The following is an 18,686-nucleotide window of genomic DNA, read 5'->3' as shown; positions in this document are numbered from 1 at the left end:
ATCCGTCCCCCTCCACCATTTTCGAGCCATTAGCTCAGTGGTAGAGCATCTGACTTTTAATCAGAGGGTCGAAGGTTCAAGTCCTTCATGGCTCATCATTTATTTCATAATTGCACGTGCGGAAGTAGTTCAGTGGTAGAACACCACCTTGCCAAGGTGGGGGTCGCGAGTTCGAACCTCGTCTTCCGCTCCAAACGTGCCGGGGTGGCGGAACTGGCAGACGCACAGGACTTAAAATCCTGCGGTAGGTGACTACCGTACCGGTTCGATTCCGGTCCTCGGCACCAGTATTTTTTATCAAGATGTAGCGCCTGTAGCTCAATTGGATAGAGCGTCTGACTACGGATCAGAAGGTTGTGGGTTCGACTCCTGCCAGGCGCGCCAAAGATCCGAGAAGTAGCTCAGCTTGGTAGAGCACTTGGTTTGGGACCAAGGGGTCGCAGGTTCGAATCCTGTCTTCTCGACCATTTAAAAATTTTTTGGGGCCTTAGCTCAGCTGGGAGAGCGCCTGCCTTGCACGCAGGAGGTCAGCGGTTCGATCCCGCTAGGCTCCACCAAAAATATATAAAATCATGGCGGCGTAGCTCAGCTGGCTAGAGCGTACGGTTCATACCCGTAAGGTCGGGGGTTCGATCCCCTCTGCCGCCACTTTAAATACGGAGGCATACCCAAGTCTGGCTGAAGGGATCGGTCTTGAAAACCGACAGGCGGGTTAAACCGCGCGTGGGTTCAAATCCTACTGCCTCCGCCATTTTATTTAAATAATACATAAAAGGTCCCGTGGTGTAGCGGTTAACATGCCTGCCTGTCACGCAGGAGATCGCCGGTTCGATCCCGGTCGGGACCGCCATTTTAACTTCAGTAATCTCTTAATAATAAGCAATAACTAATTTTAATAGTTATGATTTAATTGTTGAAGAAAAACTACTGAATGAAGTTAAAATTGCCTCCGGCGGATGCCACAGATTTTTAAAGGAATTATTGAGCAAGCTCAATAAAATCTGGGCGCAAATACGCCAAGGCGCATTTGATATAATGGGTCGGTAGCTCAGTTGGTAGAGCATTAGATTGAAGCTCTAAGTGTCGGCGGTTCGATTCCGTCCCGACCCACCATTAATGCGGGTGTAGTTTAATGGTAAAACCTCAGCCTTCCAAGCTGATGTCGTGAGTTCGATTCTCATCACCCGCTCCAAAATTATGGGCCTATAGCTCAGCTGGTTAGAGCGCACGCCTGATAAGCGTGAGGTCGATGGTTCGAGTCCATTTAGGCCCACCATAGTTTTCCGAAGTAGCTCAGTGGTAGAGCAACCGGCTGTTAACCGGTTGGTCGTAGGTTCGAGTCCTACCTTCGGAGCCATGGCCCGTTGGTCAAGTGGTTAAGACACCGCCCTTTCACGGCGGTAACACGGGTTCGAATCCCGTACGGGTCATATAAAAAAGCGTAGCAATTTGCTACGCTTTTTTCATTTCCTTTATAATGTCTGATATATAATAAGCTTGAGAAACTGCTTAACTATACCTCAAGCTTATTATTTTATGATGATTTGGGATCTTATTTGAGAAAACTACAAACGATATGACCTACTGATTTTGCTGCTACAAGAAGGGCATCCTCATCTAAATCAAATTTAGGTGAATGAGTGAAATGTGGATTTTCTATTCCTTTTGGTTTACATCCTATGAAGAAGAAAGTGCCAGGAATTTTTTCTAGGTAATATGCAAAATCTTCTGAGCCTGAGAGCATTGGATATTCAAATATTTTTGTAATTTCTGTATCATTTGCTCCTTCTAGATATGAAATTACATCTGCTGTTACATTAGGGTCATTGTACAATGGTGGATAATCTGCTGTATATGTTAATTCACAAGTAACACCAAATTCCTCTTCAATACCTTTTACTATCCTACGAATCTCCATTTCAATAAGCTTTTGAGTCTCGGCTGTCATATATCGAACATCACCTTCGAGTTCAACAGCATCTTTGATTACATTAAAAGTCCCTTTACCATCAAACGAACCAATTGTGATGACACCCATATCAAATGGATTTAAACGTCGGCTAACAATTGTTTGGGCTGCAACTACAAAATGAGAGCCTGCAATAATGGCATCGTTTGATAGATGAGGTGCAGAGCCATGACCACCAACACCTTGAATTTTTAGATTGAAATATGTTCGTCCTGCTAACATATAGCCTTTCCGTAATCCAATATATCCTGAGGGATGTGTGGGCATTACATGTGCACCAATAATGATATCTAGATCGTCTAAGATATCAGATTCTATAATACTTTTTGCGCCTCCAGGAGGCATTTCTTCGGCATGTTGATGGATAATTTTTATTGTACCTTTTATTTTTGATTTTAATTGAATTAAACAGTCTGCTAGAATTAGAAGATAGGCAGTGTGTGCATCGTGTCCACATGCATGCATAACGCCTTTATTTATTGATTTAAATGGAACATCTGTTTCTTCAAGTATCGGAAGGGCATCGAAATCTGCGCGTAATCCAATAGTTTTCCCCGATTTACCTCCTCGAATCGTGACAACTATTCCGTAACCATTTCCAACATTTTTTTCAATCTCTACTTCTTTCCCATTGTAAAAGTCCATAATAAATTGTGAGGTTTTTTCCTCCTGGAAGGATAACTCGGGATTCTTATGTAAATAACGGCGTATTTGGATTATTTCATCTTTTCTTTCCTCTAACATTTTCATTAGTTGATCTCTCATGATTATATCCGTCCTTTGACTAAATAGACTTTTTGTAAATTCTTAGTGAATTAAACTTTTTATAATAATATTATAATAATACCTAGTTTACAACTAAGATAAATAATATTAATATGTAATTGTATACCTTATTTAAATATATAAATTTTAATAGTAAGAGGATTATATGGGGGTTTTAGTATTTTAAATATATTTTGATAAATAACGGAAACTTTAACATTTTCTTGATTAATACTATTAATATAATATAATTTAATTTATGGACATTTCTAAAAATTTTAAATATTAAGGAGTAAGTTTATTGTGGGTAATAGTAAATATCGTTTAGGTGTTGATATCGGAGGAACATTTACGGATTTAACGTTATTAGATGCCGAGAGTGGAGAAATATTGGGATTTAAAACACCAACGATCCCAGAAGATCCTGCAAAGGGTATCTCTAATGGACTTTCTCTTATTAGTGAGAAAGGTGTAGATCCATCTGAAATTACTTATTTTGTACATGGGATGACGATTGGTTTAAATACATTACTTCAGCGCAAGGGCGCTAAAATTGCGTTGTTTGTAACAGAAGGCTTTCGAGACATTTTGTTCTTACAAAGATTACGGTTACCAGTACCATACGATTTCCGATCTCGTTTACCAGAATCTTTAATACCAAGAAAATATGTTTTTCCAATAAGAGAAAGAATGCTTCATGATGGAACTGAAAGATGGCCGCTTGATTTAGATCAGATTGATGAAGCAGTAAATAAGGCAATTTCAGAAGGAATTCAAGGGATTGTTGTTTCATTCTTACATAGTTATAAAAATCCAGTACATGAAAAGGTTGCAGCTGAAAGAATTAAAAAAATTGCTCCTGAACTAGATGTTATTACATCTTCCGAACTTTGGGCTCAAATGCGTGAGTACGAGAGAACAGTAATGGCTGCTGCAAACTTATACATACAGCCAAATGTTAAAAATTACTTTGAAACACTTAAAGAAAGAATTGTAAGTGAAGGGATAAAAGCAACACCTTTTATTACCCAGTCTAACGGTGGCTTAATGGATATTGAAACTGCCTCAGCTGCACCTGTTCGAACGTTGTTTTCGGGACCAGCTGCTGGTGTAATTGGTGCCATAAGAGCTGCAGAATCTGCAGGGATTTCAAATGTTATTACTTTTGATGTTGGAGGAACAAGTGCAGATATTTCCATCATTGAACAGGGTAATGCAACGTTTACACAAACAAATCAACTTGCTGGAATCCCAATCATGATACCTTCTGTTGCAATTTATTCAATTGGTGCAGGTGGAGGTTCATATGCGTGGATTGATAATGGTGGAATGTTGAAGGTAGGACCAGAATCTGTTGGTTCTAGCCCTGGACCAGCATGCTACGGTATAGGAGATAAAGCAGCATTAACAGATGCTTTCCTTGTTTGTAACTATATTAATCCAGAACGCTTTGCAGCGGGTAATTTAGCATTATATAGAAATAAATCTGAAGAGGCCTTGCAGCCAGTTGCTGACTATCTTGATATAAGTGTTCAAGCAACAGCTGATCGAGTAATTCAGGTTGCAATCGCAAACATGTATACAGAACTAAGTAATGTTATGGAACAACAAGGATTTGATCCTCGTGAATTTAGTCTTTTAGCATTTGGTGGAGCAGGGCCTGTTACGGCAAACTTCCTTGCGGAAGAAATTCAAGCGAAAAATGTACTTATTCCTCCAAGTCCAGGTACTTTATGTGCACTTGGCGCTCTTACTTCAGATTTCATTTATGATGCTGTCTCATCTGGACAAGAATTGCTAGAAAACATATCTGTTGTACAATTAAAAGACAAATTTAATAGTCTCTCTGCTGAAGCAGTTGAATGGATTGAACAGCAAGAACTGAATGTATTAGAAGGTACAACTCTTCTGTATTCAATAGATGCAAGATATAGGGGACAGGCTTTTGAAATTGAATTACCAATTTCTTTATCCTGGTTAGAAGATGAAAATTACGAACAGTTTTCTAAAGCATTCCATGAAATTCATCAGCGTCAATATGGTCATAGTGATCCAAATACAAGTATCGAACTTATTAATTTGCGAGTTCGAATTGTCGGTCATACACCAAAACCAGAGTTTAAAAATATTGAAAAGACTAATGATTCTCAACCCAATGCTATCTCAATAAGAAGGATTATGTTAAATGGTAAGGAATATGATGCAGATATTTATTCACGTACTGAATTGAAATTTGGTCATCGAGTGAATGGACCTGCTATTGTAGAACAAGATGATACAACAGTAGTCATTTTACCTAAATGGGTTGGGAAAATCGATGTTAAAGGTAACTTAATTATTGAACGCTTAGAGGGGGAAGAGTAATGCGAACAGATCCCGCACAACTAGAAATTATGAGAAGTTACTTTAATGCGATTGCTTCGGGTATGGGGCATGTCATTGAGCGAACTTCTTTTACAACCTTTGTAAAAGAGTCAGCAGACTTTGCTACTGCATTAGCAACACCAGATGGGGAATTTTTTGTTTATCCAAAGACGGTTGGCGTAACTATCTTTATGGGACTAAGTTTAAAAAGAGCAATTGATGAATGTGGGCCATTTGAACCCGGGGACATTGTTATAACAAACGATCCTTATTCTACAAATGGTTTAGCAACACATTTACCGGACGTTCATGTATTCAAACCTATTTTCGTTAATGGAGAGATTATTAGTTATGCATGGGCATTCGTTCATGTAAGTGATGTTGGTGGGCTTGTTCCAGCGAGTATTTCTCCTACAGCCACTGATATTCATCAAGAAGGCTTACGAATTCCCCCAGTGAAACTTTATAAAGCTGGAATAGAAAATAAAGAGGTAGTAGCCTTATTAAATGCTAATAGTCGTGTTCCACATTTAAACTATGGTGATATTAATGCGATGATTGCTGCCGTAAATACTGCAGAAACACGATTAATTGGGATGGTAAATAAGTTTGGCTTAGAAGCATGTAAGAATAGTATGGAAGATTTACTAGAACAAGCTGAAACAAGAGCAGGTAATATAATTCGTGAGATCCCAGATGGTACGTATTCTTTTGCAGATTATTTAGATGACGATATGGTTTCAGATGTGCCGATTCGCCTTGCAGTTACAATAACTATTAAAGATCGAAAAATCATACTAGATTTTTCTGAATGTGATCCACAAGTTCAAACAGCATTTAATCTAGTGACAAATGGAAGTAAACATTCATTCCTATTCCAAGGGCTAATCAACTATATCATCAGTAATGATCCATTTATTCCTGTTAACGGTGGGATTACAAGACCAATTGAAGTTATTGCACCAAAAGGTACATTGGTAAATCCAGAATATCCGGCTGCAGTTGGGATTCGACACTCTATTACCATGCGTATGTACAATGTTATTTTAGGTGCATTAGCACAAGCATTACCAACAGCAGTTCCAGCAGCAGGTGCAGGTCAATCAGCAATCGTAGTACTTTCAACTCCTGATGATACAGATGGTACAAGAAAAATCGCTGTAGTCGAACCAATGGGCGGCGGTGGTGGTGGCCAATTTGATATGGATGGTGTCGACGGCATCGACCATGCTTCAGGATTCTTGAAAAATACACCAATTGAAAGCCTTGAGCAACATATCGATATTTTTGTTAACAAATATGAACTGAAACAAGATACGGCTGGAGCTGGATTCCATCGCGGTGGTCATGCAATTCAACTTGATTTTGAAATATTGAAAGCTGAATCTATTGTAACAGCACGCGGTATGGAAAGATTACGATTCCAACCATGGGGCTTAGCAGGTGGAAAAGCTGGTGCGTTAGGTAAAGTGGTTTTAAACCCGAATACTGAGGAACAAACTGACTTACCTAAAATTGAAATATTAAGACCAGAACAAGGACAGGTAGTAAGTATTACCTCACCAGGTGGTGGAGGATGGGGTAGTCCTCTAGAACGTGATGAAACTCTTGTGCTAGATGAAGTAGAATCAGGTTTGTTAAGTGTTGACTTAGCTAGAGAACTTTATGGGGTTGTACTAACTAATAATTCAGAAGGTGCTTTAGTTGTAAATCTCGATGAAACGTTAAATTTACGTAGTGAAATTAGTAAAGGAGAACGTCCAACTTGGGATTTTGGTCTAGCTCGAGAAGTGTATGAGTCCAAATGGACAGCGGAGGCAAGCATAACTTTGGCAGTAATGTTGAGAAAACTACCTGCAAACCAACGCTCACATTATAAACATTTAATTCATGATTATTTTAATGATTTAGAAACGACTTCTAAAATTGATAGTCAAGCTATTAAAGATGTTTTAGATAAATTAACGAACAACAAATTAATAAAATAAAATGAGGAAGTGAATAAATGATGAAGAAAAAAGGATTTTTGGTGTTTGTAACGACAGTAATTATGGCACTGCTTTTAGCAGCATGCTCTGGGAAAGAGTCATCTAAAAGTGAAAGTGCAGAACAACCTGAAGTAACAGATAAAGTGGTAATTGGTGTTTATGGGGGAGATTGGGAAAAAAATATCCGTCCAAGTATTGAAAAATTCCAAGAAGAAACGGGCATTAAAGTAGAAGTTGTAGCAGGAGCAGATGCTGAATGGTTTACAAAGATAAAAGCATCAAATGGTAAAAATACCCAATACGATTTACTAATTTTGCAACCAGATACAATTGAACGTGCGGTTGCAGCGGATTTACTATCACCATTAGATGCAGAAAAAGTGCCAAATTTAGCTGACCTATATAGTTCTGTTCAAGAAAAGCTAACATTTGACGGTCAACAGTATGCCGCTGGATTTAGTATGGGACAACTTGGTCTTGCTTATCGTAAAGACTTAGTGCCAGTTGAACCTAAAAAATGGACGGATTTATGGAATCCAGAATATAAAGGCCATGTAGCTATTTCATCACCAAGTTATTCAGCAGGTTTACAATTTTTCTCTGGGCTAATCAATGCCCAAGGTGGACAAGAAAGTAATCCAGAAGACGTAGATGCTGCATTCGAAAGTTTAAAAGAATTAAAAGATAGCATTGTTGCTTATCCAGATAATCCTGGAACAATCCAAACATTATTAGAACGTGGAGAAGCTTGGATTGTACCATTCTGGGATGGTCGAATTTTAGCTCTTCAAGAATCAGGTATGGATTTAGGCTTTGTATATCCAGAAGAAGGAGCAGTTGCAGCAGCAGCAAGCTGGGCAGTAACTAAAGGTAGTCCAAATGAATTGAATGCATATAAATTATTAGATTATTTAATTAGTCCTGAAGTACAAAAAGACTTCTCAGATAAATCATTCTATGGAATGACAAATAAAAACGTAGAATATAGCGATTTATTAAAAGAAAAGATTGAAATCGGCGAAGAAGCATATGGCAAATTAAAATGGGTTGATTACAAAACAGCTACACCACAATTAACAGAATGGACTAATCGTTGGACACAGGAACTTGGTGGTCAGTAATGAAGGGTATTAAAATTGATCATGTAAGCCGTATATTTAATGATAATGTGGCTCTTGCAGATGTTAGCTTGGATGTTAAAGAAGGGGAGTTTTTCTCCCTTCTTGGCCCAAGTGGTTGCGGGAAATCTACGCTATTAAACATTATCGCTGGTTTTTTAGAACCGACTGATGGATTAGTTTATATTGGTGGAAATAATGTAACAGATCTTCTGCCATACCGTAGAAATATCGGTATGGTTTTTCAAAATTACGCTCTTTTCCCTCACCTCACTGTTTTTGAAAACGTTGCCTACGGTTTGAAAATAAAAAAACTCCCACGTAAAGAAATAGAAGAAAGAGTGACAGAGGCACTATCTCTTGTTCAGCTTTCCTCTTTTGCAAAACGTAGACCACATCAGTTAAGCGGTGGTCAACAACAACGAGTAGCAATTGCACGTGCTCTTGCAATCCAGCCTTCTATTCTTTTATTGGATGAACCGTTAAGTAATTTAGATGCAAAGTTAAGAAAAGAAATGCAATTTGAGTTGAGAAATATTCAACAACGTGTAGGAATTACAACGGTTTTAGTAACACATGATCAGGAAGAAGCGTTAAGTATTTCGGATAGAATTGGCATTTTAGGTAAAGGACATCTTCAACAAGTAGGTAGTCCATTAGAAGTTTATCGTAGACCAGCAAATCGCTTCGTTGCTGAATTTATTGGACAAGTAAATCTTTTCGAAGCTGTGGCTAAAAAAGATGAGACTGGAATTTATGAAGCATTAGATTATCAAACTGACGAAAATACAACTTTAAATTTAGATGTAGGTAATCTGGTGATTGAGCAAAAGCAGGAAAAAGTTTTATTAATGCTACGACCTGAAAGAATACATATTTCTAAAACTCTGGTAGAGCAAAGACTGAACTCGGCAAAAGTTAAACTGCAGGAAGCTAGTTATATAGGAAATGCATTAAGATTAAAAGTTGTGATGAATAAGGGAGAATTATCAATTAATACACCTGATCTCATGTTTGAAACATTGCCGAATATTGGTGATGAATTCTATGTGTATTGGGATGCAAAGGATCTCATTCCATTAGAAGAGGGAGAATAACATGCGAAAAACTAAGAAAGAAAAACAGCAAGTTTTCCAATGGTTATTATTAATCCCAACTGTACTATTTTTCTGTGTATTCCTTGTTTTACCGTTTGTACTATTAATTGTACTAAGCTTTAGAGATATTGATAGTATGCAAAATCTATTAGACACTTATAGCTTTTCACATTATATAGAAGTATTTACTTCAGATATTTATATTGATGCAATTTTGTCTACTCTAGGTTTAGCTGCAGTAACGACAGTACTTTGTATTGTATTTGCATACCCAGCAGCCTATTTATTAGTTAGGGCTCCAAGTCGACGATTACGTGCACTGTTTTATATTTTATTAGTATCACCATTATTGACAAGTGTCGTAATTCGAACGTTTGCTTGGATTGTACTCCTTGCACAAAACGGGCTTATTAATGATATATTGCTAAAGCTTCATATTATAAGTGAGCCACTTTCCTTACTTTGGAATATGAAGGCAGTTGTAATTGCATATGTTCAGGTAATGCTTCCATTTGCGGTTCTTCCAATTGCTACCTCGTTAAGTGAAACAAATCCAAACTTAAGGAATGCCTCAATGAGCCTTGGTGCAGGAAGAATTCAAAGCTTTTTAAAGGTCACATTACCATTAACGATACCAGGGATTATATCAGGAGCAATGATTGTATTTTCTTTAGCAGCAGGTAGTTACATTACTGCATTGCTAGTTGGAGGTAGAATGCAACCAATCTTCCCACTGTCAATCTATCAACAAGTAATGCAAGTTTTTAATTTGCCTCTTGCTGCAGCTATGTCTATTAGTTTAGTGTTCATTGTCTTAATCTTTGTTGGAATCTTAGGCTTGATCTTAAAAAGATGGGAGGCGAGAATGCATGGCTAAAAAAGCAAGGAAAAAACTTAGTTTACTTGACACATTAGTTTGGATTATCGGGATTGTGGTATATCTGTTTTTAATTCTTCCAATTCTTGTTATTGTATTCTCAGCCTTTAGTCCGTCTGAATATCCTGAATTCCCACCAACAGGGTTTTCCTTAAAGTGGTTTACTGCGGTTTTTGGAAATCCTCAATGGCTTGATTCGCTTTGGATTAGCGTAATTTTATTAATAATTGTCACACCGCTAACTGTAATTTTAGGAACGATGGCTTCATACTCATTAGCAAGGTTAAACTTTAGAGGAAAAGAGTTAATTCAATCATTAATTCTATCTCCATTAATGATTCCCCAAGTAGTACTAGGTATCGGGCTACTTTATTTATTCACAATGATGGGGATTAATGGATCAATAATCGCGTTAGTAGTAGGGCATATGATTGTATGTTTCCCTTATGTAGTTAGAACTGTTTCTGTTAGCGTGTCTAACTTAAATCCTGTTTTAGAGAAGGCTTCTATGAATTTAGGGGCTACTCCAATGCAAACCTTCTATAAAGTAACGATTCCATTAATTAAGCCAGGGATTCTCGCTGGAGCAGTGTTTTCAGCAGTGACATCTTTTGGAGAAATATCGATTAGTCTATTTGTTTCGGCGCCTTCAACAGTATCAGTACCCGTACGAACATTTGGTTATATCGATCAAACATTTGATCCGACAATTAACGCCATTTCTGTTATTTTTATTATTATTTCTGTATTTGCGCTAGTGATTATTGAAAAGACAATCGGCTTGTCAAAAGTAATGTAATTTAAAAGGGAGTAGTATGAGAAACTTTTACTTTCTCATACTACTCCCTTTTTATTTGTTGTGTATAAAAAAACCTCTTTGCAAATAGCGAAGAGGTTTTTTGGATACTATGCAACCTGACATGTATGTATGCAAAGCCGCTTTGCCGTATTTATTATAGAAAGTTTTAAACCACCACTCCTCAAAGTGGGTGTTCGCAAAAGATATCCTGTATATCATCATTCACCGCAGTGTGATGTTCGCCATTCCATCTTCGATATAAAACTCCCTTTTACAGTTCAAAGGTTAAAACTTAATATTGTACGAACAATGCAGCTTTAATGTTATATTATATGATTGTTTCTTAATGCGCAAGTAAGTACCTATAATGAAAAAAGTCAAATATCAAGATGAAGAAAAAGAGGGGTAAATTTATGGGAGTCTAAGAAGCTAAAGGAAGTTATAGCTAATTAATAAGTCCCATATATGAAAGTGAAAGAGGAAAATAAAAAGCCTTCCTTTATCGGGAAAACTTGTTCGATCCTATTATGAGACGTTAAATGTTAAATTGTGATTTGGTTTGAATTGAACCAAATCACAATTTAACGGTCGGGTTTATTAAGAACTTCATTCGTGAGAGCAGCGATATTTATGTGTGTTTCTTCACTAATAACATCACGTAAAATTTCTTCTTTAAAATAGCGGACACTCACATCAAGAGGCATTTTTAGTAGCTTTTCTAATGCTTGTTGATACATAATGATAAATTCCTTATCGGTATTTCCACGTTTAAGTTCAGCAAATGATTCGTAAAATTGGTCTAATTTGTCGGAAAATTCTAGTAGACGGCCTTCTAAAGTCTCATCTTTTCCTTCCTTCATTCTCTCTAAAAAGATTTCTTGGAATTCAGGTGGAATTTCTTCCCGAATGAACTTTTCCATCATTTTTTCTTCTACATGAGCAAGCATTTGTTTTAATTCAACACTTGCATGCTTAACGGGTGTTTTAATATCTCCAATAAAAACCTCAGCAAAGTCATGGTTAATTGTTTTCTCATAAAGCGATTTCCAGTTTACTGTTGCTCCGTTCAATTCTTCTAGAGTACCAAAGAACATCGCATACTGAGATACTTTCCATGAGTGAGCAGCTACATTATGCTCTTCAAATTTGAAACGACCTGGTGCACGGAAAATACGTTCAAGATCATTTAAACTTGTGAAAAACTTATGGATACCTATAATAATCACTCCTAAATTTAGTTTAGGCTTTTGCGGATAGCATGACCTTTAACTGCATCTTACTACGAATTATTAACGAATAGGCCAATTTATTAATGATTTAACAATAACTTTAATCAGTGTTTACAATTTTCATAAATTTTATATACTTTTTTCACCATAATTGTGGAATATATGAATTGTCACCATTTCATCAAGAAAAAAGTGCTTTTGGGATGCTATACTGTTAGTAAGAAACAAGCATAGTTGAATGGACGTGAATCCAGTGTTTCATACTCTTTTTTTATATATACACGTGTTAAGTGCGGTCGTTTCCATAGGACCACTTTTTGCTTTAATACCAATATTAAAAAGGATGGAAAAAGCTCGAGAATCGGAAATGAGTGGGTTTGTTCAGTCATTTCAATCAGCTATTACAGTGGTTAAGCATGCAGGCCATGTTCTTGTAATATCTGGAGTAATGTTAATTGTTATAAGTGGATGGACTTGGACGACTTCATGGGTATTATTAACCAATATCGTAATGGTTGGTTCCATTGTTTTTTTAGCACGTGCATTTAAACCGACGATACAAACATTTGGCACAGCTCAATATAACAGACATGAGTTTATTTTAAAACTGCGAAGAAAAACATGGCAATATATAGGGTTATTGTTGATTATGCTTTGGTTAATGGTTGTGAAACCTTCCTTTTGGTAAGTCAATCTAGCTATTTAAATATTATATGTAAAATGATAGTAAGATGTTATTGCTAGAGATTAGTTTATGTTCATTCTATTTGATTGCATTTTCTCTACTACCATTATAAATAGAAATTATGAGAGAAGGGACACCAATTATGAGGTGTCTCTTTTCTTTGTTATACAGATACGTCAATAGCTGTGCCTTTAATAGGGTGAGTAGCCGTTTGTTGTTGTGGCAATTCACGAAGCATCTCTACAGCAGCCGTGGTATGCATATTTAGAGCACTTTGCATAACACTCAGTTGGACTGTTTGTTGTAAATCAAGTAGTTGTGAAGCCATTATTGAAGAAAGTTCCATAACGCACCTCCTCTAACCTTTATATCGGAACTATTCCAGTAAAGATTAGCGCTATCTAGAATAGGGGAGATTCATACATTTCAAATATCATATCGAATATTTATTCCAATCTGTGGCAATACTCCTCTCGAGGAGGGATCATGATGAAAAAAACTTTTGTAATCCTATGTGCAAGTGTAATCGTTTTAGGCGGATGTAATTTCTTTGGAGCATTCAATCCTGATGAAGAACTTCCAGTAGTGGCACCTGAAGCAGCAAGTGCTAATGCGTCAATGGTAGACAAAGACGGAAATGAGTTGGGTAACGTAAAGTTTACTGAAACTACAGAGGGTTTAAAAATTTCCATGGACTTAAAAAACGTTCCAGCAGGAGAACATGGAGTTCATATTCATACTGTAGGGAAGTGCGAAAGACCTGACTTCGAATCAGCGGGTGCACACTTTAATCCAGAAAATAAACAGCATGGAGTTAAGAATCCAGAAGGGCCACATGCTGGTGACCTACCAAATATTACACCGGACGGAGAAGGAAATGTCCAAGTGGAATATGTAGCAAATAACCTTACACTTAAATCGGGTATGGCCAATTCTCTATTTGATGAAGATGGTAGTGCAATTGTTTTACATGAAAAAGCAGATGATTATGTAACAGACCCATCAGGTAATTCTGGAGTACGTATCGCTTGTGGTGTTATTACGAAAGAGTAGGAAAAGTTAATAGTTTAATCTCAAAGATATGACAAATTGTCATATCTTTTTTTGTGCAAGTTATTCGACAAAGTACAGTAAGAAAGTAGTGTAAATTCGATTTCTATTGAGGTGATTCTATCAAATAACGTTTAAAAGATTGTATCAATTTGATTTGTTGTTTCTCATTAATGTTAATTATATTCTCTAAAATACCTATTATTTCTAGTATTTAGTTGACAGAAATTATTAAATTTATGTAGAATTGGAAAAGTAAGGGGATTTTTACAAAGGGGGTAATTTATATGAAACTAAAAAAATCGTTACTATTTTCCTTACTAGGTGTTGTGATGTTATTTTTACTTGCAGCATGTAGTGGAACAGAAAGTGAAACAGAGGAAACAACTCCAACTAGCGGAGAAACAGAAGAAGCAACTGAAGGTAAAACTACTTCAGATATTAAATTTTTAAGTTTAGTTACTGGTGGGACACAAGGTACTTATTATGCATTAGGTGGTACTTTTGCTGATCTTATTTCAGAAGAAACAGGAATTAAAACAACAGCTGAAGTTTCTCAAGCTTCAACTGCAAACATTAATGCATTAAAAGATGACAATGCAGAGCTTGCATTCGTTCAAACAGATATTGCTTACTATGCGAAAAATGGTGAGTTAATGTTTGAAGGTGCTCCATTAGAAGACCTAGTTGCAATCGGTGGACTATATCCAGAGACGGTTCAACTTGTAACAAAAGCTGATTCTGGAATTGCTTCTTATGAAGATTTAAAAGGTAAAAAAGTCTCTGTAGGTGCGCCAGGTTCTGGTACTTACGCGAATGCAGAGCAATTATTAGAAATACATGGTTTAACAATGGACGACATCCAACCACAAAACTTAGACTTTGGTGAATCAACTGATGGTTTACAGTCTGGTCAAATCGATGCGGCATTCATTACGGCTGGTTATCCAACAGCTGCTGTTGAAGCTTTAGGAGCAACAACAGATGTTACAATCGTTCCAGTTGCAGCTGACAAGGCTGAAGCACTAATTGCAAAATATCCATACTATGCAGTCGATACAATCCCTGCAGGCACTTACGGTTTAGAAGCAGAAGTACCAACAGTGTCAGTATTGGCAATGATTGCAGCTAAAGCAGATTTACCAGATGATGTTGCTTATGGAGTTGCAAAAGCAATTTACGCAAATACAGAAAAAATTGGCCATGCTAAAGGCGAATTCATTAAAGTTGAGACTGCCTTAGATGGTATCGGAATCGACGTTCATCCAGGTGCTCAAAAGTTCTTTGATGAACAATAATTCGTTTGAATGAAGTGAAGGGCTTGAGGGCGTATGTACTTCAAGTCCTTTTTGAATTGAGGCGATTAAATGAAACGTTTGGCCTTACTTATAATCATCATAGTTGTAATGGGGATTGTCCTTTTTGTTTCACCGATGTTTACGGTCATTTCGTTTACTGAAACAAGAATGAATAATCCACAAATGTATTACATAAACGTTTTTAAAGATAAAAACTTTGAAATTCGGTATACACATTCAATTCACCTAACTGATGTACTAGAAAAGTATGAAATCACAAAATCTAGGAGACTAAAGCTAGTTTCTATGGAGTATGAAGATGTAGCTGTTGGGATGCCTGCACACGCAGAAGAAGGTCAAACATTAACCTACGAAAACGGTAAATACAAACTAGAATATGAAAACACCACAATGGATCAATTCACACTCTATATAGGAAATATTGATCTTGATTTATATGTTAATTATGGAGATAAGAACTACAATTTAAAAAAGTCTCTCAAGCGAGGCAACTCTTATGTATTTGAAGTAAAAAAAGTTTCATTATATGACAAATTGAAAGGAGTTGTAATGAAGAATGAAGATCGCTGAAAAAGAACTTGTAACGGAGAATTTAGAAGTCTTATCGGAAGAACAGCAACAACAATTACTAGAAAAATATGATACTGAAGCCAACATGCGTAGATTAGTAGGGGCAATGAAGTGGATCATATACTTTGGTCTACTAGCATTCTCATTGTTCCAATTATATACTGCTATTTTTGGACAATTTACTGCATACATTCAACGTACGATCCATTTAGGTTTCGGGTTGACGTTTATATTCTTACTTTTCCCAGCGCGAAAGAAAGGGAATAAAACAAAAGTTGCGTTCTATGATTACATCTTAGCGATTTTAGGAGCTGTAACAGGTGTTTATTGGACGCTTAACTACGAACGCTTAGTTACAAGTCTTGGCACAATTAATCAAATGGACTTTATTGTTGGTTTAATCGTATCGATTTTGGTGCTAGAAGCTGCTAGGCGTTCTGTAGGGCTTCCAATCGCCATCATTGCGTCCCTATTTTTGATTTATGCATTCTTCGGACAACAAATGCCAGACTTTTTAGCACACCGAGGTCAAACGGTGGAACAAATCGTCAATCTCATGTATTTCTCAACCGATGGGATATTAGGTACACCTATTAGTGTATCGGCAACTTATATCTTTGCATTCTTACTGTTTGGAGCATTCCTCGTCAAAACAGGGGTAGGGGAGTACTTCAATGATTTAGCCATTTCGGTTGCAGGGAAATTAATTGGTGGACCAGCGAAAGTAGCCATCTTTTCTTCGGCGCTACAAGGTACAATTTCAGGTAGTTCTGTTGCAAACGTTGTTACTTCTGGTTCCTATACAATTCCGTTGATGAAACGTCTTGGTTATAAAAAGGAATTTGCAGGTGCTGTTGAAGCATCATCTTCAACAGGGGGGCAATTAATGCCACCAATTATGGGTGCCGCAGCATTCTTAATGGTTGAATTCATTGGACGTGGTATTACGTATTGGGATATCGCAAAAGCAGCGGCTATTCCAGCTATTCTTTACTTTTCAGGGATTTGGATCATGACTCACTTTGAGGCAAAACGTTTAGGGCTTCGTGGATTAACTGATGAAGAAATGCCTAATCGAAAAGAAATTTTTAAGAAAATTTATTTATTAATTCCTATTGCTTTAATTATCGTAATTATGATGTTAGGCGTACCAGTCATTCATTCTGCTTTGTACGGAATTATCGCTTGTATAATTGTAGGATTGATCAATAAAGATGTTAAATTTGGTCCAAAAGAAATGGTGGATGCACTTGTTGATGGAGCCCGCACTGCACTAGCGGTAGTTGCAGCGACTGCTTGTGCAGGGATTATCGTAGGGGTTGTAGTAAAAACAGGTTTAGGTTTAAGTTTAGCAAATAGTTTAGTAGACCTTGCAGGTGGACGCATCTTCTTAACGTTATTCTTTGTAATGATTGCCTCACTAATTCTAGGAATGGGTGCTCCAACTACAGCAAACTATGTAATTACGTCAACGATTGCAGCGCCTGCCATTGTAACGCTTTTAGCACCTGATGTACAACAAGCTGCTGTACCGTTAGTAATAATACTATCTGCACACTTCTTTGTTTTTTATTTTGGAATTATTGCAGATATTACGCCACCAGTTGCACTTGCAGCCTTTGCTGCTTCAGGTATTTCCGGTGGGGACCCAATTAAAACGGGAGTCCATTCAGCAAAATTAGCAATAGCGGCATTCATCATACCGTATATGATTGTTTATTCGCCATCACTACTAATGATTGATGTAACATTCTGGGAAGTAGCATGGGTTGTCATAACAGCATTTATGGGTATGATTGCAATAAGTGCGGGAATTATTGGCTATTGGTATCGCTCAATCAATTGGATTGAACGCCTAGTCGTCATTGCAGCAGGACTTGCAATGGTTTACCCTGAATCTCTTTCAGATATCATAGGTTTAGTTGTATTTGGTGGGATGTTCTTACTTCAACTTGCAACAAAAGATAAAGGAAACAAACCGAAAAACGGTAAATTAGAAACAGCTAGTTAGTTTGTATTAGGCATGTACAATCCTTTCTCTTATTAAGTCGAAGTAAACTTTATGTAAAGTTGGGCAGAATCATTTGTTTTTCACGCTTACCTTTCTTAGACTAGAGAGAGAATACTAATTTAGTAGTGGAGGTATGTATGAAAAGTATCGCTGTAGATATGGATATGGTGTTAGCAGATTTTGTAGGGAAGCTAAGGGTGTCTTTGAAGGAACGTTTTAATATAACTGTGGCGACAGATAATTTGCAGATTAGAAACTTACAACCTGAGATTGCAAAAGAAGTATTTATGATGATTAATGAACCGGATTATTTCCGAGATTTAAAATTACTCGATCCAAATGCAGTTGCAGTTTTAAAAGAGTTAAGTGAGCACTATGAAATATACATCGCTACAGCTGCAATGGATGTGCCAGGGTCATTTAAAGCGAAGTATGAATGGTTATTAGAACACTTCCCATTCCTAGACCCACAGCGTTTTATTTTCTGTGGTAATAAAAAGGTTGTGAAGACAGACTTTTTAATTGATGATAATGTTCGACAGTTAGAATCATTTACAGGTGAAGGAATACTTTATTCCCAACCAAATAATATTCAAGAAACGCGTTTTAAACGTGTTCATAATTGGAAGGAAATTAGAGAATTATTTTTACCTGTAAAAGCGTAAAATCTACATTGAAAAAAATTAAGTGAATTTGGGTAAGCACTTTATGAAAAAAGCCGTTCGTTTCGACGGCTTTTTTTTATTTTAATGGCTCTATAATATTTGTTGGGGTTTGAAAAAATTTCATAAATAAAAAAGCACGTAATCACCGATTTCTATATACTTGAATTGTCGAAAAACAAG

At 36.9% G+C, this 18,686-nt stretch carries 15 protein-coding genes, 14 tRNA genes and 1 other RNA gene; 26 read left to right on the top strand and 4 right to left on the bottom strand.

Features of this window, described 5'->3' with window-relative positions; all coding sequences use genetic code 11:
* The first annotated feature begins 23 nt into the window (after positions 1 to 23).
* The 14 genes from JOD29_RS19840 (at position 24) to JOD29_RS19775 (ending at position 1,430) form a co-directional block, all read left to right on the top strand.
* A tRNA-Lys gene (locus JOD29_RS19840) sits at positions 24 to 95 on the top strand.
* A gap of 23 nt (positions 96 to 118) precedes the next feature.
* A tRNA-Gly gene (locus tag JOD29_RS19835) sits at positions 119 to 193 on the top strand.
* A gap of 5 nt (positions 194 to 198) precedes the next feature.
* Positions 199 to 287: transfer RNA gene (locus JOD29_RS19830), tRNA-Leu, on the top strand.
* A gap of 20 nt (positions 288 to 307) precedes the next feature.
* Positions 308 to 384 (top strand) — tRNA-Arg (locus JOD29_RS19825).
* A 6-nt stretch (positions 385 to 390) separates the two neighbouring features.
* Positions 391 to 467: transfer RNA gene (locus JOD29_RS19820), tRNA-Pro, on the top strand.
* A gap of 14 nt (positions 468 to 481) precedes the next feature.
* A tRNA-Ala gene (locus tag JOD29_RS19815) sits at positions 482 to 557 on the top strand.
* A 17-nt stretch (positions 558 to 574) separates the two neighbouring features.
* A tRNA-Met gene (locus JOD29_RS19810) sits at positions 575 to 648 on the top strand.
* A gap of 10 nt (positions 649 to 658) precedes the next feature.
* Positions 659 to 751: transfer RNA gene (locus tag JOD29_RS19805), tRNA-Ser, on the top strand.
* A gap of 23 nt (positions 752 to 774) precedes the next feature.
* Positions 775 to 850, top strand: a tRNA-Asp gene (locus tag JOD29_RS19800).
* Between the two features lie 187 nt (positions 851 to 1,037).
* Positions 1,038 to 1,113 (top strand) — tRNA-Phe (locus tag JOD29_RS19795).
* A gap of 5 nt (positions 1,114 to 1,118) precedes the next feature.
* A tRNA-Gly gene (locus JOD29_RS19790) sits at positions 1,119 to 1,192 on the top strand.
* Between the two features lie 7 nt (positions 1,193 to 1,199).
* Positions 1,200 to 1,276, top strand: a tRNA-Ile gene (locus tag JOD29_RS19785).
* A gap of 6 nt (positions 1,277 to 1,282) precedes the next feature.
* Positions 1,283 to 1,357: transfer RNA gene (locus JOD29_RS19780), tRNA-Asn, on the top strand.
* 1 nt (position 1,358) lies between these two features.
* A tRNA-Glu gene (locus JOD29_RS19775) sits at positions 1,359 to 1,430 on the top strand.
* A gap of 122 nt (positions 1,431 to 1,552) precedes the next feature.
* Here JOD29_RS19775 and JOD29_RS19770 read toward each other — a convergent pair.
* Complete coding sequence (locus tag JOD29_RS19770; protein ID WP_124767009.1) at positions 1,553 to 2,734, bottom strand: amidohydrolase; 1,182 nt, start codon at positions 2,732 to 2,734, stop codon at positions 1,553 to 1,555.
* A 303-nt stretch (positions 2,735 to 3,037) separates the two neighbouring features.
* On the opposite strand from JOD29_RS19770, the gene JOD29_RS19765 reads away from it, so the two are divergent.
* From JOD29_RS19765 to JOD29_RS19740, 6 genes are read left to right on the top strand one after another with little or no spacing between them, the layout of a single operon-like run.
* A complete protein-coding gene (locus tag JOD29_RS19765; RefSeq protein WP_124767008.1) occupies positions 3,038 to 5,098 on the top strand; it encodes a hydantoinase/oxoprolinase family protein in 2,061 nt (686 codons plus the stop codon).
* On the top strand, positions 5,098 to 7,086 hold the full coding sequence (locus JOD29_RS19760) for a hydantoinase B/oxoprolinase family protein (RefSeq protein ID WP_124767007.1): 1,989 nt from the start codon (positions 5,098 to 5,100) through the stop codon (positions 7,084 to 7,086). Before JOD29_RS19765 ends, JOD29_RS19760 begins: the two co-directional genes overlap by 1 nt.
* Before the next feature lie 20 nt (positions 7,087 to 7,106).
* Positions 7,107 to 8,207, top strand: a complete 1,101-nt coding sequence (locus JOD29_RS19755) for an ABC transporter substrate-binding protein (protein WP_124767011.1) — start codon at positions 7,107 to 7,109, stop codon at positions 8,205 to 8,207.
* The gene (locus tag JOD29_RS19750; RefSeq protein WP_205101744.1) at positions 8,207 to 9,301 is read left to right on the top strand and encodes an ABC transporter ATP-binding protein; all 1,095 of its coding nucleotides are present in this window, start codon (positions 8,207 to 8,209) and stop codon (positions 9,299 to 9,301) included. Before JOD29_RS19755 ends, JOD29_RS19750 begins: the two co-directional genes overlap by 1 nt.
* Position 9,302: 1 nt before the next feature.
* Complete coding sequence (locus JOD29_RS19745) at positions 9,303 to 10,178, top strand: ABC transporter permease (RefSeq protein WP_124767006.1); 876 nt, start codon at positions 9,303 to 9,305, stop codon at positions 10,176 to 10,178.
* Entirely contained in the window at positions 10,171 to 10,977 is an 807-nt protein-coding gene (locus tag JOD29_RS19740) for an ABC transporter permease (protein WP_124767005.1), read from the top strand. Before JOD29_RS19745 ends, JOD29_RS19740 begins: the two co-directional genes overlap by 8 nt.
* Positions 10,978 to 11,107: 130 nt before the next feature.
* On the opposite strand, the gene ssrS is transcribed toward JOD29_RS19740, so the two are convergent.
* Positions 11,108 to 11,298, bottom strand: a non-coding RNA gene (gene ssrS / locus JOD29_RS19735) — 6S RNA.
* A gap of 260 nt (positions 11,299 to 11,558) precedes the next feature.
* Positions 11,559 to 12,203 (bottom strand): YfbR-like 5'-deoxynucleotidase, encoded by a 645-nt coding sequence (locus tag JOD29_RS19730; protein WP_192894271.1) that lies wholly within the window; start codon positions 12,201 to 12,203, stop codon positions 11,559 to 11,561.
* Positions 12,204 to 12,549: 346 nt separating this feature from the next.
* Between JOD29_RS19730 and JOD29_RS19725 the strand changes: the two genes are divergently transcribed.
* Entirely contained in the window at positions 12,550 to 12,894 is a 345-nt protein-coding gene (locus JOD29_RS19725) for a hypothetical protein (protein WP_239585830.1), read from the top strand.
* A gap of 160 nt (positions 12,895 to 13,054) precedes the next feature.
* Here JOD29_RS19725 and JOD29_RS19720 read toward each other — a convergent pair whose 3' ends face one another.
* Complete coding sequence (locus JOD29_RS19720; RefSeq protein ID WP_124767003.1) at positions 13,055 to 13,237, bottom strand: putative motility protein; 183 nt, start codon at positions 13,235 to 13,237, stop codon at positions 13,055 to 13,057.
* A gap of 143 nt (positions 13,238 to 13,380) precedes the next feature.
* On the opposite strand from JOD29_RS19720, the gene JOD29_RS19715 reads away from it, so the two are divergent.
* The 5 genes from JOD29_RS19715 to JOD29_RS19695 all read left to right on the top strand — a co-directional run bounded on the left by JOD29_RS19715 (position 13,381) and on the right by JOD29_RS19695 (position 18,506).
* Positions 13,381 to 13,944, top strand: coding sequence for a superoxide dismutase family protein (locus JOD29_RS19715; RefSeq protein WP_124767002.1), 564 nt, complete (start codon positions 13,381 to 13,383; stop codon positions 13,942 to 13,944).
* A 284-nt stretch (positions 13,945 to 14,228) separates the two neighbouring features.
* The gene (locus JOD29_RS19710) at positions 14,229 to 15,239 is read left to right on the top strand and encodes a TAXI family TRAP transporter solute-binding subunit (protein WP_124767001.1); all 1,011 of its coding nucleotides are present in this window, start codon (positions 14,229 to 14,231) and stop codon (positions 15,237 to 15,239) included.
* A 69-nt stretch (positions 15,240 to 15,308) separates the two neighbouring features.
* Positions 15,309 to 15,830, top strand: a complete 522-nt coding sequence (locus tag JOD29_RS19705; protein WP_124767000.1) for a DUF1850 domain-containing protein — start codon at positions 15,309 to 15,311, stop codon at positions 15,828 to 15,830.
* The gene (locus tag JOD29_RS19700) at positions 15,817 to 17,841 is read left to right on the top strand and encodes a TRAP transporter permease (protein ID WP_124766999.1); all 2,025 of its coding nucleotides are present in this window, start codon (positions 15,817 to 15,819) and stop codon (positions 17,839 to 17,841) included. The genes JOD29_RS19705 and JOD29_RS19700 overlap by 14 nt, the downstream gene beginning before the upstream one ends.
* 137 nt (positions 17,842 to 17,978) lie before the next feature.
* Entirely contained in the window at positions 17,979 to 18,506 is a 528-nt protein-coding gene (locus tag JOD29_RS19695; RefSeq protein ID WP_124766998.1) for a 5' nucleotidase, NT5C type, read from the top strand.
* The last annotated feature ends 180 nt before the right edge of the window (positions 18,507 to 18,686 follow it).

The organism is Lysinibacillus composti (assembly GCF_016908465.1).
Classification (GTDB): domain Bacteria; phylum Bacillota; class Bacilli; order Bacillales_A; family Planococcaceae; genus Ureibacillus; species Ureibacillus composti_A.
The sequence above is the reverse complement of the archived record's forward strand: the minus strand, read 5'-3'. Positions and strand labels throughout refer to the sequence as shown.

Excerpts from the sequence above, each read along its gene's own strand:
- JOD29_RS19770 (WP_124767009.1), bottom strand. The coding sequence starts at position 2,734 with ATGAGAGATCAACTAATGAAAATGTTAGAGGAAAGAAAAGATGAAATA.
- JOD29_RS19760 (WP_124767007.1), top strand. The coding sequence starts at position 5,098 with ATGCGAACAGATCCCGCACAACTAGAAATTATGAGAAGTTACTTTAAT.
- JOD29_RS19755 (WP_124767011.1), top strand. The coding sequence starts at position 7,107 with ATGAAGAAAAAAGGATTTTTGGTGTTTGTAACGACAGTAATTATGGCA.
- JOD29_RS19750 (WP_205101744.1), top strand. The coding sequence starts at position 8,207 with ATGAAGGGTATTAAAATTGATCATGTAAGCCGTATATTTAATGATAAT.
- JOD29_RS19745 (WP_124767006.1), top strand. The coding sequence starts at position 9,303 with ATGCGAAAAACTAAGAAAGAAAAACAGCAAGTTTTCCAATGGTTATTA.
- JOD29_RS19740 (WP_124767005.1), top strand. The coding sequence starts at position 10,171 with ATGGCTAAAAAAGCAAGGAAAAAACTTAGTTTACTTGACACATTAGTT.
- JOD29_RS19725 (WP_239585830.1), top strand. The coding sequence starts at position 12,550 with ATGGAAAAAGCTCGAGAATCGGAAATGAGTGGGTTTGTTCAGTCATTT.
- JOD29_RS19720 (WP_124767003.1), bottom strand. The coding sequence starts at position 13,237 with ATGGAACTTTCTTCAATAATGGCTTCACAACTACTTGATTTACAACAA.
- JOD29_RS19715 (WP_124767002.1), top strand. The coding sequence starts at position 13,381 with ATGAAAAAAACTTTTGTAATCCTATGTGCAAGTGTAATCGTTTTAGGC.
- JOD29_RS19710 (WP_124767001.1), top strand. The coding sequence starts at position 14,229 with ATGAAACTAAAAAAATCGTTACTATTTTCCTTACTAGGTGTTGTGATG.
- JOD29_RS19705 (WP_124767000.1), top strand. The coding sequence starts at position 15,309 with ATGAAACGTTTGGCCTTACTTATAATCATCATAGTTGTAATGGGGATT.
- JOD29_RS19700 (WP_124766999.1), top strand. The coding sequence starts at position 15,817 with ATGAAGATCGCTGAAAAAGAACTTGTAACGGAGAATTTAGAAGTCTTA.
- JOD29_RS19695 (WP_124766998.1), top strand. The coding sequence starts at position 17,979 with ATGAAAAGTATCGCTGTAGATATGGATATGGTGTTAGCAGATTTTGTA.